This window comes from Rathayibacter sp. VKM Ac-2803, assembly GCF_009807175.1.
GTDB lineage: Bacteria > Actinomycetota > Actinomycetes > Actinomycetales > Microbacteriaceae > Rathayibacter.
The window spans coordinates 3103403-3123187 of record NZ_WUCD01000001.1 but is presented as its reverse complement, the minus strand read 5'-3'; the positions used below and the strand labels follow the sequence as shown (position 1 = coordinate 3123187).

The window sequence follows — 19785 nt, the reverse complement described above, 5'->3', positions numbered from 1 at the left end:
CGCCGGACGCGTTTCTGCGAGCCGGAGATGTTCGTGCGAGCCGGAGGTGGCGCCGGGGCGGGCGGCGTACCGTGGGGAGGTGAGCATCCTCGATGACGCGCTCCTCGAGCGCTTCCGTCTCCGCGCCGCCGACTACGACGAGCGCAACGCCTTCTTCGCCGAGGACCTCGACGAGCTGCGGTCGATCGGCTACCTGGCGCTCTTCGTCCCCGAGGATCTCGGCGGCCCGGGCCTCGGCCTGGAGCAGGTCGCGGCCGAGCAGACGCGCCTGGCGACCGCCGCTCCGGCCACCGCGCTCGCGATCAACATGCACCTCGTCTGGACGGGCGTCGCGCGCGTCCTCCGCGAGCGCGGCGACGACTCCCTGACGCACGTGCTGCGCGACGCGGCCGCCGGTCACGTCTTCGCCTTCGGCAACAGCGAGGCCGGCAACGACCTCGTCCTCTTCGACTCGCTCACGCGGGCCGAGCCGCTGCCGGACGGCGGCCACCGCTTCACCGGCACCAAGGTCTTCACCTCGCTCTCACCGGCCTGGACGCGGCTCGGAGTGTTCGGCCGCGACGACAGCGGTCCCGAGCCCCGCCTCGTGCACGGCTTCATCGACCGCGAATCGCCGGAGTCGCCCGTGGCGGGCCTCAGCGTCCGCGACGACTGGGACACGCTCGGCATGCGCGCGACGCAGAGCAGGACCACGGTGCTCGACGGCGTCGAGGTGCCGGCCGAGCGGATGTTCCGCTCGCTGCCCGTCGGCCCCTCCGCCGACCCGCTGGTCTTCGCGATCTTCGCGAACTTCGAGCTGCTGATCGCCTCCGTCTACCTCGGGATCGCGCAGCGGGCGCTGACCCTCGCCGTCGAGGCGGCTCGGCGCCGCACCTCGCTCAAGGCGGGCGGCCGCTCGCTGGCCGACGACCCCGACATCCGCTGGCGGATCGCCGACGCGGCCATCCTGCTCGACGGCCTGGAGGCTCCTCTGCACTCGGCCGCCGCCGATGTCGACGCGCTGATCGACCGGGGCGCGCGCTGGTTCCCCTCGCTGGTCGGGGTCAAGATCCGCACCACGGAGGCGGCGCTGCGCATCGTCGAGAGCGCCGTGCGTGCGTCGGGGGGCTCCGCCTACTCGCGGCACTCGGAGCTGTCCCGGCTCTACCGCGACGTGCTGGCAGGGCTCTTCCACCCCTCCGACGACGAGTCGGCGCACTCGACGTTCGCGAACGCCTGGCTCGGCCCGGTCACGGCCCGGGACTGACTCCGCGAGAGGTCCTTCGAAGGGGCCCACTCCAGTGGACGGCCGGGCTGTGGAGAACTTCTGCAGGGCGGGCGCCGTTCGGTCTACGGTCGGCGGATGCGCCAGGGCCCCGTACTCGATGGGGTCGCCGTCGTGCTCGGAGCTCTGACGCTGGGGGTGGTCGCCGTTGCCGGGGGAGCGGGTGTCGCGGGGCTCGTGATCGCGGCGGTCTCGGTGCCGCTCGTGCTCGCGGACGTGCGCCGGCACCTTCTGCCGAACGTGCTCACCGTGCCGATCCTCGCTGCAGGCGCCGTGCAGGCGCCGGAAGAGGTGCCGACGGTCGCCGAGGTCGCGCTGGTCCTCGGTGCGCTCCACCTCGCCGGCGGGCTCGGGATGGGCGACGTGAAGCTCGGAGCAGGGCTGGCGTTCCCGCTCGCGGCGCTCGGATCCGGTCGTGCGGCCGCGGGAGTCGGAGCGGCCTTCCTCCTCGCCGGCGTCTGGACACTGCCGCAGCTGCTCGCCGGCGACCGCTCACGGGTCGCGTTCGGACCCTTCCTGCTCGCCGGCTTCTGGATCGTCGTCGCGGCCGGCTGAGCGGGCCTGGTCTCTCCGTCGGCGCGGTGGTAGACCGGACGCGGCGGTACTCGCCGCGGGGGGAGGCTCCGATGGATCGGGACGCGCGGACGACCTGCGTGATCGTGGGAGCCGGGCCGGCGGGGCTCGTGCTCGGCCTGCTGCTCGCGCGCGCCGGCGTCGAGGTGACGGTGCTAGAGAAGCACGCGGACTTCCTGCGCGACTTCCGCGGCGACACGGTGCACCCGACGACGCTCGGGCTCCTCGACGACCTCGGGCTCCTGGCCCGCTTCGACGCGCTGCCGCAGTCGAGGATCCGGCGCGTGAGCGTCCCGACGGCGAACGGTGCCCCCGCGGTCCTGGCCGACTTCTCGCGGCTGCCGGTGCGGCATGCGTACATCGCGATGGTGCCGCAGTGGGACCTGCTGGATCTGCTCGCCGAGGCGGCAGCGGCCGAACCGTCGTTCACCCTCCTCACCGAGCACGAGGTGACGGAGGTCGTCCGCGACGGCGACCGCGTCGTCGGAGTCCGGTTCACGGCGCCGTCGGGGTCGGGGCGACTCCTCGCCGACCTCACCGTCGCCTGCGACGGGCGATGGTCGGCGGTGCGCCGCTCGGTCGGCCTCGAGGCGCGGGAGGTCGCCGTCGGCTTCGACGTCTGGTGGTATCGGATCCCGACCGGGCGCGCGGTGGGGGAGTCGCTGCTGCCGCGGATCGGGGCGGGCCGGGTGGCGATCGCCATCCCGCGTCGCGGCTACCTCCAGGTTGCGCGCCTGGGGCGGAAGGGCACCGATGCCGAGGTGCGCGCCCGTGGGATCGAGGCCTTCCGGGCGGAGGCGGCGGCACTCCTGCCCGAGGTGGCCGACGACGTCGACGCGATCGCGTCGATGGACGAGGTGAAGCACCTCGACGTCCGCCTCGACCGCCTCCGCCGCTGGCACGCGCCGGGCGTGCTCTGCATCGGCGACGCCGCGCACGCCATGTCTCCCGTCGGCGGAGTCGGCATCAACCTCGCCGTCCAGGACGCCGTCGCGACGGCCCGGCTTCTGGCCGGCCCCCTCCGCAGGGGCGTCTTCGGGAGCGGAGGCGACACGCTGCTCGCGCGCGTCCAGCGCCGTCGCGGACTCCCCGCCGTACTCGTCCAGACCCTGCAGAGGCTCCTGCACGCCCGCCTGATCCTGCCGGCGCTGAGCGGCCGCCTGTCGGGCCCGCCGCCGTCCGTCGTCGCGCTCCTGCGCACCCTCCCGGCCCTCGCGGTCGTGCCCGCCCTCCTCGTCGGAGTCGGCCCGCGCCCCGAGCGCGCGCCCGCGTGGTCCCGCCGTCCGTGATCGTCGGCGGACCGCTGCCCCCGACTTCCGACGCTGGCGGGTCTTCTCCCTTCGCTGCCGCTCGAGTGGGCCGCGGAGCGCGCCCCCTCCTCGCTGGTCAGCAGCCCACGGAGCGGGCCCCCTTCCCCGCTGATCGAGCGACCCGTACAGCGGACCCCCTCCTCGCTGATCGAGCGACCCGTACAGCGGACCCCCTCCTCGCTGATCAAGCAGCTCGTATGGCGGGCTCCTTCCTCGCTGATCAAGCAGCTCGTGTGGCGGGCTCCTTCCTCGCTGATCGAGTAGCCCGCGGAGCGGGCGTATCGAGATCCACCAGCGTCAGAAGGCCGGATCGGAAGGCTGGTCTGCTGACGCCGGTGGGTCTCGATACGCCCCTGCGGGGCTACTCGACCAGCATGGGGAGGACGCCGCGCGCCGATTCGCCGCCGTCGGCAGGAGAAGCGGCTTCGCCGCTCGATAGGCCCGTTCTGCGGGCTCGGTCAGCATGCCCAGGCAAGGGGATCCACCGAGTCCGCCGTGCGCGCCCGGATCACCTCGACCGAGCAGCCCGTACCCGGACCAGCCGACCACCGCGGAGGCGAACCGGCGAAACGCGTGCCAGCGTTTCGCCGTAGCCGTTCGCACCCCGCTCTGCGAAACGCCCCCTCCGCTCTGCCGACCGCGGTGAGGTCTGCGCTCGCGCAGACCTCACGAAACGATTCAGCCCGGCCGGGTCATCGACATGACGTCGAGGGCCGCGTCCAGCTGCTCCTCCGTCACCTCGCCGCGCTCGACGAAGCCGAGGTCGACGACCGACTCGCGGACGGTGATGCCCTTCGCGACCGAGTTCTTGGCGACCTTCGCGGCGGCCTCGTAGCCGATCACCTTGTTGAGCGGCGTGACGATGGACGGCGAGGACTCGGCCAGGGCGCGGGCGCGCTCGACGTTCGCCGTCAGGCCGTCGACGGTCTTGTCGGCGAGGAGGGTCGCCGAGCTCGACAGGAGGCGGATCGACTCGAGCAGGGCGGTGCCCATGACCGGGATCGCGACGTTGAGCTCGAAGGCGCCCGAGGCGCCGGCCCAGGCGATGGTGGCGTCGTTGCCGATGACGCGGGCGCACACCATGAGGACCGCCTCCGGGATGACCGGGTTGACCTTGCCGGGCATGATCGACGAGCCGGGCTGGAGGTCGGGGATGTGCAGCTCGCCGAGCCCGGTGTTGGGGCCGGAGCCCATCCAGCGGATGTCGTTGTTGATCTTGGTGAGGCTGACGGCGAGGACGCGCAGCGCGCCCGAGGCCTCGACGAGGGAGTCGCGTGCGCCCTGCGCCTCGAAGTGGTCGCGCGCCTCGGTGACGGGCAGCCCGGTCTCGTCGGCGAGGCGGGCGATGACCTTCTGCGGGAAGCCGGCCGGGGTGTTGATGCCCGTTCCGACCGCCGTGCCGCCGAGCGGGACCTCCGCGACGCGGGGCAGCGCCGAGCGGACGCGCTCGATGCCGAGCCGGATCTGCATCGCGTAGCCGCCGAACTCCTGGCCGAGGGTCACGGGCGTCGCGTCCATCAGGTGGGTCCGCCCCGACTTGACGACCTCGGACCACAGCTGAGCCTTGACCTCGAGGGCCTCGGCGAGGTGCTCGAGCGAGGGGATGAGGCTCTCGATCAGCGCGCCAGTCACGGCGACGTGCACCGAGGTCGGGAAGACGTCGTTCGAGGACTGCGAGGCGTTGACGTGGTCGTTGGGGTGCACGGTGCGGCCGAGCGCGGTCGTCGCGAGAGTGCTGAGCACCTCGTTCATGTTCATGTTCGACGAGGTGCCGGATCCGGTCTGGTAGACGTCGATCGGGAAGTGCTCGTCGTAGCCGCCGCCGACGACGAGGTCGGCCGCGTCCGCGATGGAGCGGGCGATATCGGCGTCGAGGACGCCCAGCTCGGCGTTCACGAGTGCTGCGGCCTTCTTGATCCGCGCGAGGGCGGCGATCTGCGCGGACTCGAGGCCCGCCCCCGAGATCGGGAAGTTCTCGACCGCGCGCTGCGTCTGCGCGGCGTAGAGCGCATCGCGGGGGACGCGCACCTCGCCCATCGTGTCGTGCTCGATGCGGTAATCGCCGGAATCGGTCGGGGAGTGATCCACCACGCTGTGTTCGTCCTTGTCTTCTGTGTCGTCGGCGCCGTGCGGGTTGTCGGCGTCGTCTGGAGTGCCGGCTGACGTGTGTCGCGCCGGCCGGCTAGAGGAGCGGTGAACCGTCGGGCTCGACGGCCTGGAGCGGCGTCAGCATCCGCTCCTGCTCGGAGAGGTACGGGCTCAGCTGCGGCGGGTCGATGCCGAGGACGACGTCGGAGCCCACGGTGCCGTCCGAGAGGCGGTAGTTCGCCCCCACGACGGCCAGCTCGCCCGAGGCGACGGCGTCGGCGATGAGCGGGGAGCGCTGGAGCAGCTCGGCGACGGTGTCGCGCAGGTGCTCCCTCCCGACGGCGAGGGCGTCGGTCGCCGACGGGTCGACGAGGACGCGGCCGTCGGGCTGGGGGCCGACGATGCGGCGCACCGCGGGGATGATCGGCTCGATGAGGTGCTCGATGTGCGGCGGGAGGCGCTCCGCGCCGGGGGCCTGCGACTGGATCGCCGCCTTCACGGCGCCGCACTCGTCGTGGCCGAGCACGAGGATCAGCTTGACCCCGAGGACGGCCACGCCGTACTCGAGCGAGCCGATGATCGAGTCGGCGATGACCTGACCCGCGTTGCGGACGACGAAGAGGTCGCCGAGGCCCAGGTCGAAGATGATCTCGGCGGCCAGGCGCGAGTCGCTGCAGCCGAACAGGGCGGCGAGCGGCTTCTGCTCGGCGGCGATCTCGGCGCGACGCTCGACGTCCTGGCGCGGGTGGCGGGGCTCGCCGGCGACGAAGCGCTGGTTGCCCCGCAGCATCTCCTTCCACACCCAGGCGGGCGGTCGGGACTCCCGGGGGACGGGGATGGACTGCGGTGCGTCCCGGTCGTTCAGGTCGTGGCTCATCGTGACTCCTCCTTGCCGATCTGCGGGGCGATGGCGTCGACGACCTCGCGGATCTCCTCCGTCGACGCGGTGCCGTAGACGAGGTAGGTGCTCGACCCCTCCGTCGTCTCGAGAGCGTACGGGGTGTTGCCCGTGTCCGCTCCCGAGTCGCGGCGGTCGTAGACCGTCCAGTCGCGGCCGTCGATCTGCTCGACTCCGGTCGCGGCGGCACGGTCGAGCTGCGAGCCGACCCAGTCCTCGTCGGCCTCGAAGCCCTGGCTCACGCCGATGTAGCCCGCGTTCGGGGTGAGCAGGCCCACGTACCAGTAGTCGACGCCGCCGTCGGTGCGCAGCTCGGCGGCGTTGGCCGACCAGCCCTCGGGCATCTCGGGGACGACGAGAGTCTGCGTCTCACCGAGCTGCAGCTGCGACGCGACGTCGGAGACGTCGACCGGGGGACGCTCCGTGCCGTCGCCGCGCGGGACGACCAGCACGATGAGGGCGACGACGCCGACCGTGGCCAGGAGGGAGAAGACGAGGTTGTTGACGGTCTTGCGCTGGCGGTAGAGCCGGGAGTTCTCGGCCTTGCGGGCGGCCATCTCGGCCGGGGTCTCGGGACGGCCGAGCTCCGCGACCACGCGGGCCTGCTTGCCGCTGCGGCTCATCCGGCGCTCGATCCGCCGGAGCGGGCGGCGTCGAGGCGCGCCCGCGCTCCGATCAGCCACTCCTCGCAGCGTGCCGCGAGGGCCTCGCCTCGCTCCCACAGTGCGAGCGAGCGCTCGAGGGTCGAGTTGCCCTGCTCGAGCTCGGAGACGACCCGGACGAGCTCGTCGCGGGCCTGCTCGTAGCTGAGCTCGGCCGTGCCCGGGGACGATGTGCCCTCCGAGGCGGGGGAGTCGGTGCGGGCGTCGGCCATGGGGATGATCCTATCGATCGGTGCTGGAGGGGGACTCGGTGCGGATGTTGTCATCCGCGCCCGGCGGGATCGGCCGATGCGCCCTCGGACCGCGCCGCGACGCCGCCCTCCGCCAGGGTCAGGACGAGCGCCTCTCCCGACGCCGCGTCGGCGGGAGCGCGGACCACGTGGCCCGAGGCGTTCTGCACGATCGCGTAGCCGCGATCGAGCGTGTGCTGCGGCGACAGCGCGCGGAGCTGCCCGTGGAGGCGCTCCACCTCGAGGTGGGCCCGCTCGATCCGCCGCTCGACGAGCTCGGCCCCGCGCGCGACCCAGCGGGTGAGCTCCTCGGCGTGGCGGTCGACCAGGACGTGGGGCTGCGCGAGCACGGGCCGCGTGCGCAGCTGCGAGAGACGATCGACCTCGTGCGAGACGAGCCCGCTGACCCGGCTGGTCATCCGCAGTCGCGCCTGCTGCATGCGCAGCAGCTCGTCGGAGACGTCGGGGACCACGCGCTTGGCCGCGTCGGTCGGTGTGGAGGCTCGGAGATCGGCGACGTCGTCGAGGAGCGGCCGGTCGGCCTCGTGGCCGATCGCGCTCACGACGGGGGTCGTGCAGGCGGCCACCGCGCGCACGAGCCTCTCGTCGCTGAAGCCGAGCAGGTTCTGGAAGTCGCCGCCGCCGCGGGCGATCACGATCACGTCGACGCTCTCGTCGGCCTCGAGCGTGCGAAGGGCCGCGAGGACCTCGGTCACCGTGCGCTCGCCCTGGACCGCGGCGTGCACGACGCGGAACCGCACGGCGGGCCAGCGCAGCTGGGCGTTCCGGAGGACGTCCTTCTCGGCGTCGGAGTCCTTTCCCGTGATCAGGCCGATGCCGTGCGGAAGGAAGGGGAGCGGCTTCTTGCGGCCCGCCTCGAACAGCCCCTCGGAGGCGAGCTGCCGGCGCAGGCGCTCGAGCTTCTCGAGCAGGTCGCCGAGACCGACGTGCCGCATCTCGAAGACCTGCATCGAGAGCGTGCCGCCCTTGACCCAGTAGTTGGGCTTCACGAGGGCGATGACGCGGTCGCCCTGCGCCAGATCGGCGGGGAGGCGGGCGCGGACCGAGGACCACACCGTGAATCCCACCGTCGCGTCGCCCGAGAGATCCTTGAGCTTTCCGTAGACGTTGCCGCCCGACACGCCCCACTGCGTGATCTCGCCCTCGACCCAGGCGGTGCCCAGCCGCTCGATCCAGCCCTTGATCTTGCTCGCGAGCAGGCCGACCGGCCAGGGGGCGTCTGCGGTGGGAGGGGCGTCTGTCATCGGTGCCTTCGCTGGAGCGGGCGGGGGGAGCGGGGGGGCGGACCCGCGTCGACAACGGTACGGGATGCCTCCGACACCGCGGCGGCTCAGGATCGAGCCCGTAGAATCATGGAGTGAGCGAAGCCCAGATCAGTCTGCCCATGCCCCGCATGCCCCGCGCTGCGGGACGTCTGCGCGACATCCCCGTCGACGGGCCCAAGCGCGTCCTCCTCGCCGCCCCGCGCGGCTACTGCGCCGGTGTCGACCGCGCGGTGGTCGCCGTCGAGAAGGCGATCGAGCACTACGGCGCCCCGGTCTATGTGCGCAAGCAGATCGTGCACAACGTGCACGTCGTCTCGACGCTCGAGAGCCAGGGCGCCATCTTCGTCGACGAGGTCGACGAGATCCCCGAGGGATCGCACGTGGTGTTCAGCGCCCACGGGGTGTCGCCCGCCGTCGTGCAGGGTGCCGCCGACCGCAACCTGCAGGCGATCGACGCGACCTGCCCGCTGGTCACGAAGGTGCACCGCGAGGCCGTGCGCTTCGCCCGCGACGACTTCGAGATCCTCCTCATCGGCCACGAGGGACACGAGGAGGTCGAGGGCACCGCGGGAGAGGCTCCCGATCACGTCACCCTCGTCGGCAGCCCCGACGACGTGCCGAACATCCACGTGAAGGACCCGGACAAGGTCGTCTGGCTCTCGCAGACGACGCTCTCGGTCGACGAGACGATGGAGACGGTGCGCCGCCTCCGCGAGCGCTTCCCCAACCTGCAGGACCCGCCGAGCGACGACATCTGCTACGCGACCCAGAACCGCCAGGTCGCGATCAAGAAGGTCGCGGCCGGCGCCGAGCTCGTGATCGTGGTCGGCTCGGCGAACTCGTCGAACTCCGTCCGCCTCGTCGAGGTGGCGCTCGAGTACGGCGCGAAGGCCTCGTACCGGATCGACTACGCGAGCGAGATCAAGCAGGAGTGGCTCGACGGCATCCGCACCGTCGGCGTCACGAGCGGCGCCTCGGTGCCCGAGATCCTCGTGCGCGAGGTGCTCGACGACCTCGCCGCCGCCGGCTACGGCGACGTCGAGGAGGTCAAGACGGCCGAGGAGGACCTGATGTTCTCGCTGCCCAAGGAGCTGCGGAAGGACGTCGCCGGCAAGCGCGACGCCCGCGGCGTCGGCGGACGGATCAGCGCCGCGAGCTGACGCTCGCACCGCACAAGCGAAGAGGCCGCCACTCCCGAGGGAGGGCGGCCTCTTCGCGTGAGCGCGGGATCAGGCGTCGATGCCGGCCGAGCCCTGCGCGGACATCTGGTTGACGTACTCGCTGAAGGTCGGGTCGCCGAGGATCGCGATCGCGGCGACGATCATCGAGAGGACGACGGTCGCGACGATCCCCAGGATGGGCACCAGCACGGCGCGCTTGCCGGCGCGCAGCCGGCGGATCGAGATCCAGACGGCGAAGGCGACGATCAGCGACTGCGCGAGGGCGAGGACGACTCCGAGGGCCCGAGCGAGATCGGGCGAGGCGTAGGTGCCGATGCCCTGGCTCTGGTAGAGCTCCTCGAGCGTGGTCGCGAAGCTCGACGGGTCGAGCAGAGTCGGCACGGCGAAGAAGACGCCGAGGGCCAGCAGCACGATCGTCAGCAGCCGGTCGACGGGGTGCGCCGCGGCCGGACGCGCGGCCGCCGTGGCGGGCCGCGGGTCGGAGTCGGAGCCGCGCGGGTCCGGGACGACCACCGCCTCCTCGGGAGGCTGCCACGACCAGCCGGGCGGCGCGTACTCGCCGTACTGCGGCTTCGGGCGCTCGGCGCGGCCCGGCTGGTCGTGTGCGTTCGTCACGGAGTGCTGTCCTACTTTCCGGAGTGCCCGGCGGAGCCGAGCTGGCGGGTGGCCTCGGCCACGCGGGCGGCCATGGCGGTCTCGGCGATCTTGCCCCAGGCGCGCGGGTCGTAGACCTTCTTGTTGCCGACCTCGCCGTCGACCTTGAGGAAGCCGTCGTAGTTCTTCAGCACGGTGTCGGCGATCGAGCGGCTGAACGCGTACTGCGTGTCGGTGTCGATGTTCATCTTCACGACACCGTTGCGGACGGCCTCGGCGATCTCCTCGTCGGTCGAGCCGGAGCCGCCGTGGAAGACGAGGTCGAGCGGCAGGGCGGCGGTGCCGTACTTCTGCTGCAGGCCGTCCTGGATCTCGCGGAGCAGCTCGGGACGCAGGCGCACGTTGCCCGGCTTGTAGACGCCGTGCACGTTGCCGAAGGTCAGCGCCGCCATGTAGCGGCCCTGCTCGCCGAATCCGAGTGCCTCGACGGTCGCGATCGCGTCGTCGAGCGTGGTGTAGAGGTGCTCGTTGATGTCGTGCGAGACCCCGTCCTCCTCGCCGCCGACGACGCCGATCTCGACCTCGAGGATCGCGTTGATGTTCTTGACGCGGGGGAGGATCTCCTTCGCGATGGCGAGGTTCTCGTCGAGGGGCACGGCGGAGCCGTCCCACATGTGCGACTGGAACAGCGGCTCGCGGCCGGCCTTGACCTCTTCCTCGGAGGCGGCGATCAGCGGGTAGACGAAGCCCTCGAGCGCGTTCTGCGGGCAGTGGTCGGTGTGCAGCGCGACGGTGACCGGGTAGTTCTTGGCGACCTCGGTCGCGAACTTCGCGAAGGCGATCGCGCCCGCTGCGCGGTTCTTCACGGTGTGGCCGGCGAAGTAGTCCGCGCCTCCCGTGGTGACCTGGATGATGCCGTCCGAGCCGGACTCGGTGAGGCCCTGCAGCACGGCGTTGATCGTCTGCGAGGACGAGACGTTGAAGGCGGGGTAGGCGAATCCGCCGGCCTTCGCCTTGTCGAGCATCTCTGCGTACTGGTCCGGGGTAGCGACGGGCATGGCATCTCCTTTGACGGATGAACGGGAGTGGGTCGGGCGAGGCCCGCGTCGCCGATGAGTCTAGCGAGGCGGGGCTGGGCCGCCCCCGGGGTGCGTCGGGCGCCTCCGGTAGGCTTCGAGCCGGGATGGGGATCCGCGACAGCGGGTCCTGCGACGACGCCGTCTGCACGAATCGAATGCGAAGGACTCCGCGCTGTGACCGACAACGACTCTCTGTATCTCCACCCTGACCGGAACCTCGGCATGGAGCTCGTCCGTGCCACCGAGGCCGCGGCCATCCGTGCTGTGCCCTTCATCGGCAAGGGCGACAAGAACGCCGCCGACGGTGCCGCCGTCGACGCGATGCGCACGTTCCTCGGCACCGTCAACTTCGACGGCGTGGTCGTGATAGGCGAGGGCGAGAAGGACAACGCGCCCATGCTCTACAACGGCGAGCACGTCGGCAACGGCTCGGGTCCCGCCGCCGACATCGCGGTCGACCCGATCGACGGCACCTCGCTGACCGCGGCGGGTCGCCAGAACGCGCTGTCGATGATCGCCGTCGCCGACCGCGGAGCGATGTTCGATCCCTCCGCCGTCTTCTACATGCAGAAGATCGTGACCGGGCCCGAGGGCGTCGGCATCATCGACATCGAGCGGCCGATCGGCGAGAACATCCGCGCTCTTGCCCGCGCCAAGCGCAAGCCGGTCGACGAGATGCGCATCGCGGTGCTCGACCGGCCGCGGCACGCGCAGCTGATCGACGACATCCGGGCCGCCGGTGCGGGCACGCGACTGCTGCTCGACGGCGACGTCGCGGGTGGCATCAACGCGGCCCGCCACGACTCGCGCCTCGACATGTGCGTCGGCATCGGAGGCACCCCCGAGGGCATCATCACGGCGTGCGCGATCCGGGCGCTCGGCGGAGTGATCCAGGGCAAGCTCCACCCGAAGGACGACGACGAGCGCCAGCGCGCCCTCGACGCCGGACACGACCTCGACCGCGTGCTGCACGCGAACGACCTGGTCCGCAGCGACAACACCTACTTCGTCGCCACCGGCGTCACGAACGGCGGGCTCGTGAAAGGCGTGCGCAAGGAGGGCCACGTCATCACGACGGAGTCGATCGTCCTGCGCTCCCGCTCGGGCACCATCCGCCGCGTGACCGCCCAGCACCTCGCGGAGAAGTGGCTCTAGCGAACCTGTCCGCCGCGCCCCGGGTCACGTCGAGTCGCCTCGCCGGCATGTTGGTCGGGTAGCCCCGCAGGGGCGTATCGGGACCCACCGGCGTCAGCAGATCAGGCTTCTGCCCGGCCTTCTGACGGATGTGGATCTCGATACGCCCGCTGCGCGGGCTGCGGGCTCGATCAGCATGGATGGGGCGACAGCGGTGAGGTGACATCTCCCGGGAGAACCGTCTCTCGGGAGGACGCCCCGCCGGCCCGCCGGTCGAGTAGCCGCCGAAGGCGGCGTATCGAGACCCACCTCCCTACGGGCGCTCCTCTCGATGACGCGCGAACGGGCGCGATCCTGCCCGTCAGGCGCTCCGCTCGTCGTCGAGGGTGTCGGGAGTCAGGAGCTCGACAGCGGTGAGGCGACGGGGTGAGGCGGTGACGCCTCCGAGCGGGGCGATGACCCGCGACTCGTCGAGGGTGTCGAACTGGCGCGCGGTGACGAGCACGCGGCTCTCGAGCGAGCCGGCGAAGGCGTTGTAGGAGTCGACCGTCTTCTCGAGGGAGCGGCGCAGCCCCTCGGCGTGGTCGGCGAGCGTGCCGAGCCGCGCGTAGAGCGTCTTGCCGAGGTCGAGGAGGCGCTTCGCGTCGTCGGTCAGGACGTCCTGCTGCCAGGTGTACGCCACGGTCTTGAGGACCGACCAGAGGGTGACCGGGGAGGCGAGCGCGACGCGCTTGCGGAAGGCGTACTCGAGCAGGCTCGGGTCGGCGTCGAGCGCGCTGGCGAGCAGCGGCTCGCTGGGGATGAAGGCGATCACGAACTCCGGGCTCGCGGGGAGCCCGCTCCAGTACTCGCGGGCGGCGAGCGCGTCGATGTGGCCGCGGAGCGCGCGGACGTGGGCCCGCAGGAGCGCCGTGCGGCGCGCCTCCTCGTCGGTGCCCGCCCCGACGGGGATGGCGCTCGCCTCGAGGTAGGAGTCGAACGGGACCTTGGCGTCGACCGCGATCGCCTTGCCGCCGGGGAGGCGGACGACCATGTCGGCGCGCCCGCGACCGGCCTCGCCCTCGAGCCCGAACTGCACGTCGAAGTCGACCCGCTGGGTGAGCCCGGCCGCCTCGACGACGTTGCGCAGCTGCGTCTCGCCCCAGGCGCCCCGGCTGGTGCTGGATCGCAGCGCCGAGGCGAGGGTCTCGGTGGTCGAGCGCAGCCGCTCGCCCGCGACGCGTTGCACCTCGAGCTGCTCGGTGATCGCGCCGAACTGGGCGGCGCGCTCGCTCTCGAGCCGCCGCACCGACTCCTGCATGCCGCGCAGGCTCTCGGCGACGGGGGAGAGGGTCTGCAGGATCCGCGCGTCGTGCCGCTCGCGCTCGGCGACGACCCGGAGCTGCTCCTGCAGCTCGCGGATCTGCTCGCGGGCCGAGCCGAGGTGCTCGCGGTGCTGCTCGACGACGGCCTCGTGCCGCTCCTCCAGACCCTCGGCGCGAGCGCGCGCGGTGGCGAGCTCGAGCGAGAGGGCGGCATCGGGAGTACGGGAGCGGATGAGGAGGAGCGCCGCGATCGAGGCGAGCAGGGCGCCGATCGCGAGGCCGATGACGAAGGAGTAGTCCATGCCGGTGATGACACCACGGACCTCCGACATCCGTGCTCCTGCCCCTCGGAAGGGTGTAGTGGCCGGGGAGCGGTGGCGTCGGTGCTTGCCCGTAGGCTTCGCAATCATGGGGAATCACCGCCGCTCATCGCGCCTGCTCACCGCCGCGCTCGCCGTCGCCGTCGGGCTCGGAACCGCTATCGTCCCGATCTCGTCCGCCTCCGCTGCCGAGGACGTCGCCCCGCCGGCGTCCGTCCTCGTCGACCCGGGTACGACCGATTCGCTCGTCGCGGTCGACGACGGCACCGGGCTGCCCGACCAGGCGGTGCAGTACGAGGCGAGCAGCACCAAGAGCTTCCGCGCCGGGTACATCTTCAGCGACGCGAACTTCTTCGACAGCGATTCGCGCACCGCTTCGCAGATGCAGGCGATCCTCGACGACAAGGGCCAGAACTGCTCCGGCACCCCCAACGGCGTCCCGTGCCTCAAGGCGTTCAGTCAGCAGACGCCGAGCAAGGCGGCCGACGCGATGTGCAAGGCGTACACCGGCAGCTCGCGGGAGTCGGCGGCGTCGATCTTCACCCGGGTCGGTGAGGCCTGCGGCATCAACCCGCTCGTGCTCGCCGTGCTGGTGCAGAAGGAGACCAGCCTGGTCACGACGACCAGCCCCACCGAGCGCCTCTACAACCGTGCGACCGGCTTCAACTGCCCCGATTCGACCGGCTGCGACAACGGTTCGGCCGGCTTCTTCACCCAGGTCTACGGGGCCGCGCGTCAGTTCAAGAAGTACGCGAACCCGCCCGGATCGGGTTCCACCTTCACCGCGTACGCGAAGGACACGACGCCGAGCATCCTCTACAACCCCGACACCTCGTGCGGTTCGTCGCCCGTGACGATCCGCAACCAGGCCACGGCGAACCTCTACTACTACACGCCCTACCAGCCGAACGACTACGCGCTCACCAACAGCGGCAACCAGGCCTGCGCGACCTACGGCAACATCAACTTCTGGTACATCTTCAGCGACTGGAACGGAACGCTCGCCAACGCGGGGATCGCGCCGGTCGGCCGTCAGGACGCGCCGCGCATCTCCGGTGGCACCCTCACCGCCTCCGGCTGGGCCGTCGACCCGACCACCCAGCAGACGGCCCTCTCGACCACGGTGACCGTCACCGCTCCCGACGGCTCCAAGACCGTCCGCACGCAGAGCGCAGGCGGCGACCGCGGCGACATCCCCGGCGAGTACCCGGCTGCGGGTCGCCGGCACGGCTTCACCGCCACGGTGCCGGCGTCGGCGCAGGGCACCTATACCGTCTGCGTGAGCGCCGCCTCCGTCGCCTGGAACCTCTGGACCGGCTCCGGCGACTCGAAGGCCCCCGGATCGAAGGACCTCGGCTGCACGACTGCCAGCAACCAGGGCTCCGTGGCCGTCAGCCGTCTCGCCGGCAGCGACCGCCAGGGCACGGCCGTCGAGATCTCGAAGGCGACCTTCGGTGCGAACGTGCCGGTCGTCTACGTCGCGACCGGCGGCAACTTCCCCGACGCGCTCAGCGCAGGGCCGGCGGCCGCGAAGCAGGGCGGCCCGCTCCTCCTGGTCGACCGCGACTCGATGACCCAGGCCGTGCGCGACGAGCTGACCCGGCTGAAGCCGGCCAAGATCGTCGTCGTCGGATCGGCGCTCAGCGTGAGCGACGCGCTCAAGAACGACCTCGCCGAGTACACGAAGTCGATCCAGCGCATCGGCGGAGTCGACCGCTACGACACCTCGAAGCAGATCATCCAGTACGCGTTCCCGCAGGGCTCCACGAAGGCCTGGCTCGCGACGGGCGAGAAGTTCCCGGACGCTCTCAGTGCGAGCGCGGCCGCGGGATCGGTCAGGGCGCCGGTCGTGCTCGTGAACGGCGGTCTCCCGACGGCCGACGCCACGACGAAGAGCCTCGTCAGTCAGCTGGGCGTCAAGACCCTCACCATCGCGGGCAGCGCGCTCTCGGTCAGCGAGGGGATCAAGAACTCCCTGCCGGTGACCTCGACGCGCATCGGCGGCGTCAACCGCTACGACACCTCCGAGAAGCTCAACCGCGCGGCGTTCACGTCGGCGAGCACCGTCTACCTCGCGACGGGCGAGAAGTTCCCGGATGCTCTCGCGGGGGCGACCGCGGCCGGGTTCACGAGGAGCCCGCTCTTCGCCGTGCAGCCGACCTGCGTCCCGCAGGCCGTGCTCGACGACATCCGCACGCTCGGAGCCAAGAAGGTTGTGCTGCTCGGCGGTACCGGGACGCTGTCCGACTCGGTCGCGCGACTCGAGTCCTGCGGCTGATCGCCTCCGCCCCTGCCGCTAGCGTGGAGGCATGAGCGCCTCCTCGACCGACGCCCGGCGTCGGCGGGGAGGCGCTTCCGTTCTCGCCGCGCTCCTCGCCGCCCTCCTGCTCACGGGAGCGACCGATCTGACGGCGACGGCGGCTCCCGAGCCCGAGCCCACGAGCATCCGGATGTGGACGGACCTCGCCGGCGGAGTGGACGGCTCGGGCTTCGACGCCGGGGACATCGTGTCGGACGAGGTGTTCTTCGACGGCCAGGCCCTCGGACCGCTGACCGTCCAGGCGTTCCTCGACGCGCGGGTCCCGGAGTGCGAGGGCACCGACGTGCCGTGCCTGCGCGACTACGCGGAGGACACCGGCGACGTGGCCGCGGACGAGCAGTGCGCCGCGTACCGGGGCGGGCCGAACCGCTCCGCCGCCGAGATCATCGGATCGGTGGCCGTCGCCTGCGGCGTGAGCCCCGCGGTGCTCCTCGTCCTGCTGCAGAAGGAGCAGTCGCTCGTGACCGACGCGTCGCCGAGCGAGCGCCAGTTCCGCAGCGCGACCGGCTACGGCTGCCCCGACACGGCCGACTGCGACAGCGACTACTTCGGGTTCTTCGGCCAGGTCTATGGAGCCGCCTGGCAGTTCCAGCGCTATCGCAACCCGGACAGCAGCTTCGACTGGTACCCGGTGGGCGAGACGAGCGAGATCCAGTACTCGCCCGACGCGACCTGCGGGACGGCTCCGGTGCTGATCGAGAACGCGGCGACCGCGGGTCTCTACTACTACACGCCGTACCAGCCGAACGCGGCGGCGCTCGAGAACCTCTACGGAGAGGGCGACGCCTGCTCCGCCTACGGCAACCGCAACTTCTGGCGCATCTTCAGCAACTGGTTCGGCGACCCGCGCGCGGGGGAGTGATCAGGCGGCGACGGGCGCCTTCGGCCGCAGCCGCTTGACCGAGACGCCGGCGAGCTCGCCGAGCGCGGCCATGCTCGCCGCACCGTGGCGCCGGGCGGCGTGCACGACGATCGCGGCGCACGCCTCCGCGTCGGCCGAGGCGTCGTGGTGGCGGAAGTCCTCGAAGCCCGCGGCCATGGCGACGACGGGCAGGCGGTAGGAGTCGAGCTCGTAGGTCTTGCGGGCGAGCTGGAGCGAGCAGAGGTAGTCGTACTCGGGGTGCTCGAGGGCGGTCGCGGCGCAGGCGGCGCGGATGACTCCCATGTCGAAGCCGGCGTTGTGGGCGACGAAGACGTCGTCTCCCGCGAAGGCGACGAGATCGGCGAACTGCTCGCTCCAGGTGGCGGCGGCGTGCACGTCGTGCTTGCGGATGCCGTGGATCCGCGTGTTCCACTCGAGGAAGTCGTCGAAGCCGTAGGGCGGGCGGATCAGCCAGCCCGCGCGGTCGACGATGTGGCCGTTCCGGACCTTCACGAGCCCCACCGAGCAGGCGGAGGCCCCGTGGGAGTTGGCGGTCTCGAAGTCGATGGCGGTGAAGTCGATGGGCACGCCTCACCCTCTCACGCACCTCCGACGCCGCCGTCCGCGGCACGCGGCCCCGCGTAGGATGGTCGCCCGTGGCTCTCACTATCGCAATCGTCGGACTCCCCAACGTCGGCAAGTCGACGCTCTTCAACGCGCTGACCAAGAACACGGTGCTCGCCGCGAACTACCCGTTCGCGACCATCGAGCCCAACGTGGGGGTCGTGAACCTGCCCGACTCCCGTCTCGAGGTGCTCGCCGGCATCTTCGGCTCCGAGCGCATCCTGCCGGCGCCCGTCTCGTTCGTCGACATCGCCGGCATCGTGCGCGGCGCCTCCGAGGGGGAGGGGCTCGGCAACAAGTTCCTCGCCAACATCCGCGAGGCCGACGCGATCGCCCAGGTCATCCGCGGCTTCGAGGACTCCGACGTCGTGCACGTCGACGGCAAGGTCGACGCGGCGAGCGACATGGAGACGATCAACACCGAGCTGGTGCTGGCCGATCTGCAGACCCTCGAGAAGGCCGAGGCGCGGTACGAGAAGGAGCTGAAGGGCCGCAAGATCGAGCCGATCGTGGTCGAGACCGCCAAGAAGGCGCGCGAGTTCCTCGATCAGGGCAAGCCGCTGTCGGCGTCCTCGATCGATCTCGAGCCGATCCGCGAGCTGGGCCTGCTGACCGCGAAGCCCTTCATCTACGTGTTTAACGTCGACGAGGCCGTGCTGACCGACGACGCGCGCAAGGGCGAGCTGGCCGCGCTCGTGGCGCCCGCGCAGGCGATCTTCCTCGACGCGAAGCTGGAGTCGGAGCTCATCGACCTCGACGCCGCCGACGCCGCCGAGATGCTCGAGTCGACCGGCCAGACCGAGTCGGGCCTGAACCAGCTCGCGACCATCGGCTTCGACACCCTCGGGCTGCAGACCTACCTGACGGCCGGCCCGAAGGAGACGCGCGCCTGGACGATCGGCAAGGGCTGGACGGCTCCGCAGGCGGCCGGCGTGATCCACACCGACTTCCAGAAGGGCTTCATCAAGGCCGAGATCATCTCGTTCGACGACCTGGTCGAGACGGGCTCGATCGCGGAGGCGCGCGCCAAGGGCAAGGCCCGCATCGAGGGCAAGGACTACGTGATGCAGGACGGCGACGTCGTGGAGTTCCGCTTCAACGTGTAGCGGTGCCGGGATTCAGACCGACGCCGACCGCGAAGTCGGTGCTGTTCGGGGGGTGCGCACCCGGCTCGGCCCGGCCCGCGTTCCTCCGTCGCACTGACAGGATGACGGATGTCACCTCCGTCAATGCCCCGGATCGGAGCAGCGGGCGCGTGATGCGGCAGCTGCGCGAGTCGGAGGGCAGCCGACGTGCGCACGGCAGGACCGCGCCTGCATCACCCCCAGTCCGTCTCGACGGGCGGAATGGACACCATGGATCCGGCTCCCCTCTCCCGACGGAGCATCGTTCGCGCAGCCGCGTGGACGACGCCGATCGCAGTAGCGGCCGTCGCCGCCCCCTCGGCAGCGGCCTCCGACGCCGCCCTGGAACTCCTGGTCGACCTGTCGATCGAAGTGCCCGAGGACCCGATCGACGGCTCCCGCAACCTGTACGCCGCGATCGGCCGACTCGACGGAGAGCCCTTCTCGGAGCCCTTCACCGGTCGCGTCGTCGTCCTGATGTCGGCTCTCGTCGGGGAGGACCGCGCCGATCTCGACGGGTTCGGCGTCATCTACGGCGAGGGCTGGGGCTATCAGAACCTGTCGGGCCGAGTGCTCCTGACGTGGGAGGGCACGGTCTCGGGATACGACCGAGCCGAAGGATTCCTGACGAACGACGACGGGGCGGGACTGAGACTGCGTGACGACGACTCCGGTGTCGACACTCGGATGCGCTACGAGCCGATGGTCGAGTCGGGTGAGGCGACGGCAGTCGTGCTGGGTCCGCGCAACGTGCAGTGGGGCCCTCCCGCAGACTGACCCGATCCGGCTCGCCGGATCAGCGGGGGTGGAGGTGCACGGGTCGGTTCAGCAGATCGCCGATGATCCAGCTCGAGAGGCCCACGAGGACCGAGATCCCGACGACCACCCACGCGCAGGAGCCGTCCCGCCAGCGCATCGACTCCCGGTCGGCG

The 19785-nt window shown here is 71.4% G+C and carries 18 protein-coding genes; 9 read left to right on the top strand and 9 right to left on the bottom strand.

Annotated elements, in window-relative coordinates; all coding sequences use genetic code 11:
* Positions 1-79 precede the first annotated feature (79 nt).
* The 3 genes from GRS96_RS14585 (at position 80) to GRS96_RS14575 (ending at position 3126) form a co-directional block, all read left to right on the top strand.
* On the top strand, positions 80-1246 hold the full coding sequence (locus GRS96_RS14585) for an acyl-CoA dehydrogenase family protein (RefSeq protein ID WP_159988828.1): 1167 nt from the start codon (positions 80-82) through the stop codon (positions 1244-1246).
* 96 nt (positions 1247-1342) lie between these two features.
* The gene (locus tag GRS96_RS14580; RefSeq protein ID WP_159988827.1) at positions 1343-1819 is read left to right on the top strand and encodes a prepilin peptidase; all 477 of its coding nucleotides are present in this window, start codon (positions 1343-1345) and stop codon (positions 1817-1819) included.
* A 71-nt stretch (positions 1820-1890) separates the two neighbouring features.
* On the top strand, positions 1891-3126 hold the full coding sequence (locus tag GRS96_RS14575; protein WP_159988826.1) for an FAD-dependent oxidoreductase: 1236 nt from the start codon (positions 1891-1893) through the stop codon (positions 3124-3126).
* Between the two features lie 699 nt (positions 3127-3825).
* On the opposite strand, the gene GRS96_RS14570 is transcribed toward GRS96_RS14575, so the two are convergent.
* The 5 genes from GRS96_RS14570 to xseA all read right to left on the bottom strand — a co-directional run bounded on the left by GRS96_RS14570 (position 3826) and on the right by xseA (position 8290).
* Positions 3826-5238 (bottom strand): class II fumarate hydratase, encoded by a 1413-nt coding sequence (locus GRS96_RS14570; protein WP_159856495.1) that lies wholly within the window; start codon positions 5236-5238, stop codon positions 3826-3828.
* A gap of 91 nt (positions 5239-5329) precedes the next feature.
* A complete protein-coding gene (locus GRS96_RS14565; RefSeq protein WP_159856944.1) occupies positions 5330-6025 on the bottom strand; it encodes a carbonic anhydrase in 696 nt (231 codons plus the stop codon).
* Between the two features lie 83 nt (positions 6026-6108).
* On the bottom strand, positions 6109-6756 hold the full coding sequence (locus GRS96_RS14560) for a DUF4245 domain-containing protein (protein ID WP_159856493.1): 648 nt from the start codon (positions 6754-6756) through the stop codon (positions 6109-6111).
* Positions 6753-7007, bottom strand: a complete 255-nt coding sequence (locus GRS96_RS14555) for an exodeoxyribonuclease VII small subunit (protein ID WP_159856491.1) — start codon at positions 7005-7007, stop codon at positions 6753-6755. The genes GRS96_RS14560 and GRS96_RS14555 overlap by 4 nt, the downstream gene beginning before the upstream one ends.
* Before the next feature lie 50 nt (positions 7008-7057).
* Complete coding sequence (xseA, locus tag GRS96_RS14550; RefSeq protein WP_159988825.1) at positions 7058-8290, bottom strand: exodeoxyribonuclease VII large subunit; 1233 nt, start codon at positions 8288-8290, stop codon at positions 7058-7060.
* A gap of 140 nt (positions 8291-8430) precedes the next feature.
* Between xseA and GRS96_RS14545 the strand changes: the two genes are divergently transcribed.
* Entirely contained in the window at positions 8431-9471 is a 1041-nt protein-coding gene (locus GRS96_RS14545; RefSeq protein WP_159856942.1) for a 4-hydroxy-3-methylbut-2-enyl diphosphate reductase, read from the top strand.
* Between the two features lie 69 nt (positions 9472-9540).
* Here GRS96_RS14545 and GRS96_RS14540 read toward each other — a convergent pair whose 3' ends face one another.
* Entirely contained in the window at positions 9541-10107 is a 567-nt protein-coding gene (locus GRS96_RS14540; RefSeq protein WP_159988824.1) for a DUF6264 family protein, read from the bottom strand.
* Between the two features lie 11 nt (positions 10108-10118).
* Positions 10119-11144, bottom strand: a complete 1026-nt coding sequence (gene fbaA, locus GRS96_RS14535) for a class II fructose-bisphosphate aldolase (protein ID WP_159856485.1) — start codon at positions 11142-11144, stop codon at positions 10119-10121.
* Positions 11145-11387: 243 nt separating this feature from the next.
* On the opposite strand from fbaA, the gene glpX reads away from it, so the two are divergent.
* Positions 11388-12320, top strand: coding sequence for a class II fructose-bisphosphatase (gene glpX / locus GRS96_RS14530; protein WP_159856483.1), 933 nt, complete (start codon positions 11388-11390; stop codon positions 12318-12320).
* Between the two features lie 340 nt (positions 12321-12660).
* Here the strand turns inward: glpX and GRS96_RS14525 are convergent, their stop codons facing one another.
* Positions 12661-13935, bottom strand: a complete 1275-nt coding sequence (locus GRS96_RS14525) for a DNA recombination protein RmuC (protein WP_159856481.1) — start codon at positions 13933-13935, stop codon at positions 12661-12663.
* Between the two features lie 76 nt (positions 13936-14011).
* Between GRS96_RS14525 and GRS96_RS14520 the strand changes: the two genes are divergently transcribed.
* Entirely contained in the window at positions 14012-16201 is a 2190-nt protein-coding gene (locus GRS96_RS14520; protein ID WP_159988823.1) for a cell wall-binding repeat-containing protein, read from the top strand.
* Positions 16202-16232: 31 nt separating this feature from the next.
* Positions 16233-17105, top strand: a complete 873-nt coding sequence (locus GRS96_RS14515; protein ID WP_159856477.1) for a hemagglutinin — start codon at positions 16233-16235, stop codon at positions 17103-17105.
* Here GRS96_RS14515 and GRS96_RS14510 read toward each other — a convergent pair whose 3' ends face one another.
* Entirely contained in the window at positions 17106-17693 is a 588-nt protein-coding gene (locus tag GRS96_RS14510) for an exonuclease domain-containing protein (RefSeq protein ID WP_159988822.1), read from the bottom strand.
* 68 nt (positions 17694-17761) lie between these two features.
* Here GRS96_RS14510 and ychF point away from each other — a divergent pair, with 68 nt between their 5' ends.
* Complete coding sequence (gene ychF, locus GRS96_RS14505) at positions 17762-18835, top strand: redox-regulated ATPase YchF (protein ID WP_159856473.1); 1074 nt, start codon at positions 17762-17764, stop codon at positions 18833-18835.
* 249 nt (positions 18836-19084) lie between these two features.
* Entirely contained in the window at positions 19085-19630 is a 546-nt protein-coding gene (locus GRS96_RS14500) for a hypothetical protein (protein WP_159856471.1), read from the top strand.
* Positions 19631-19785: the final 155 nt, after the last annotated feature.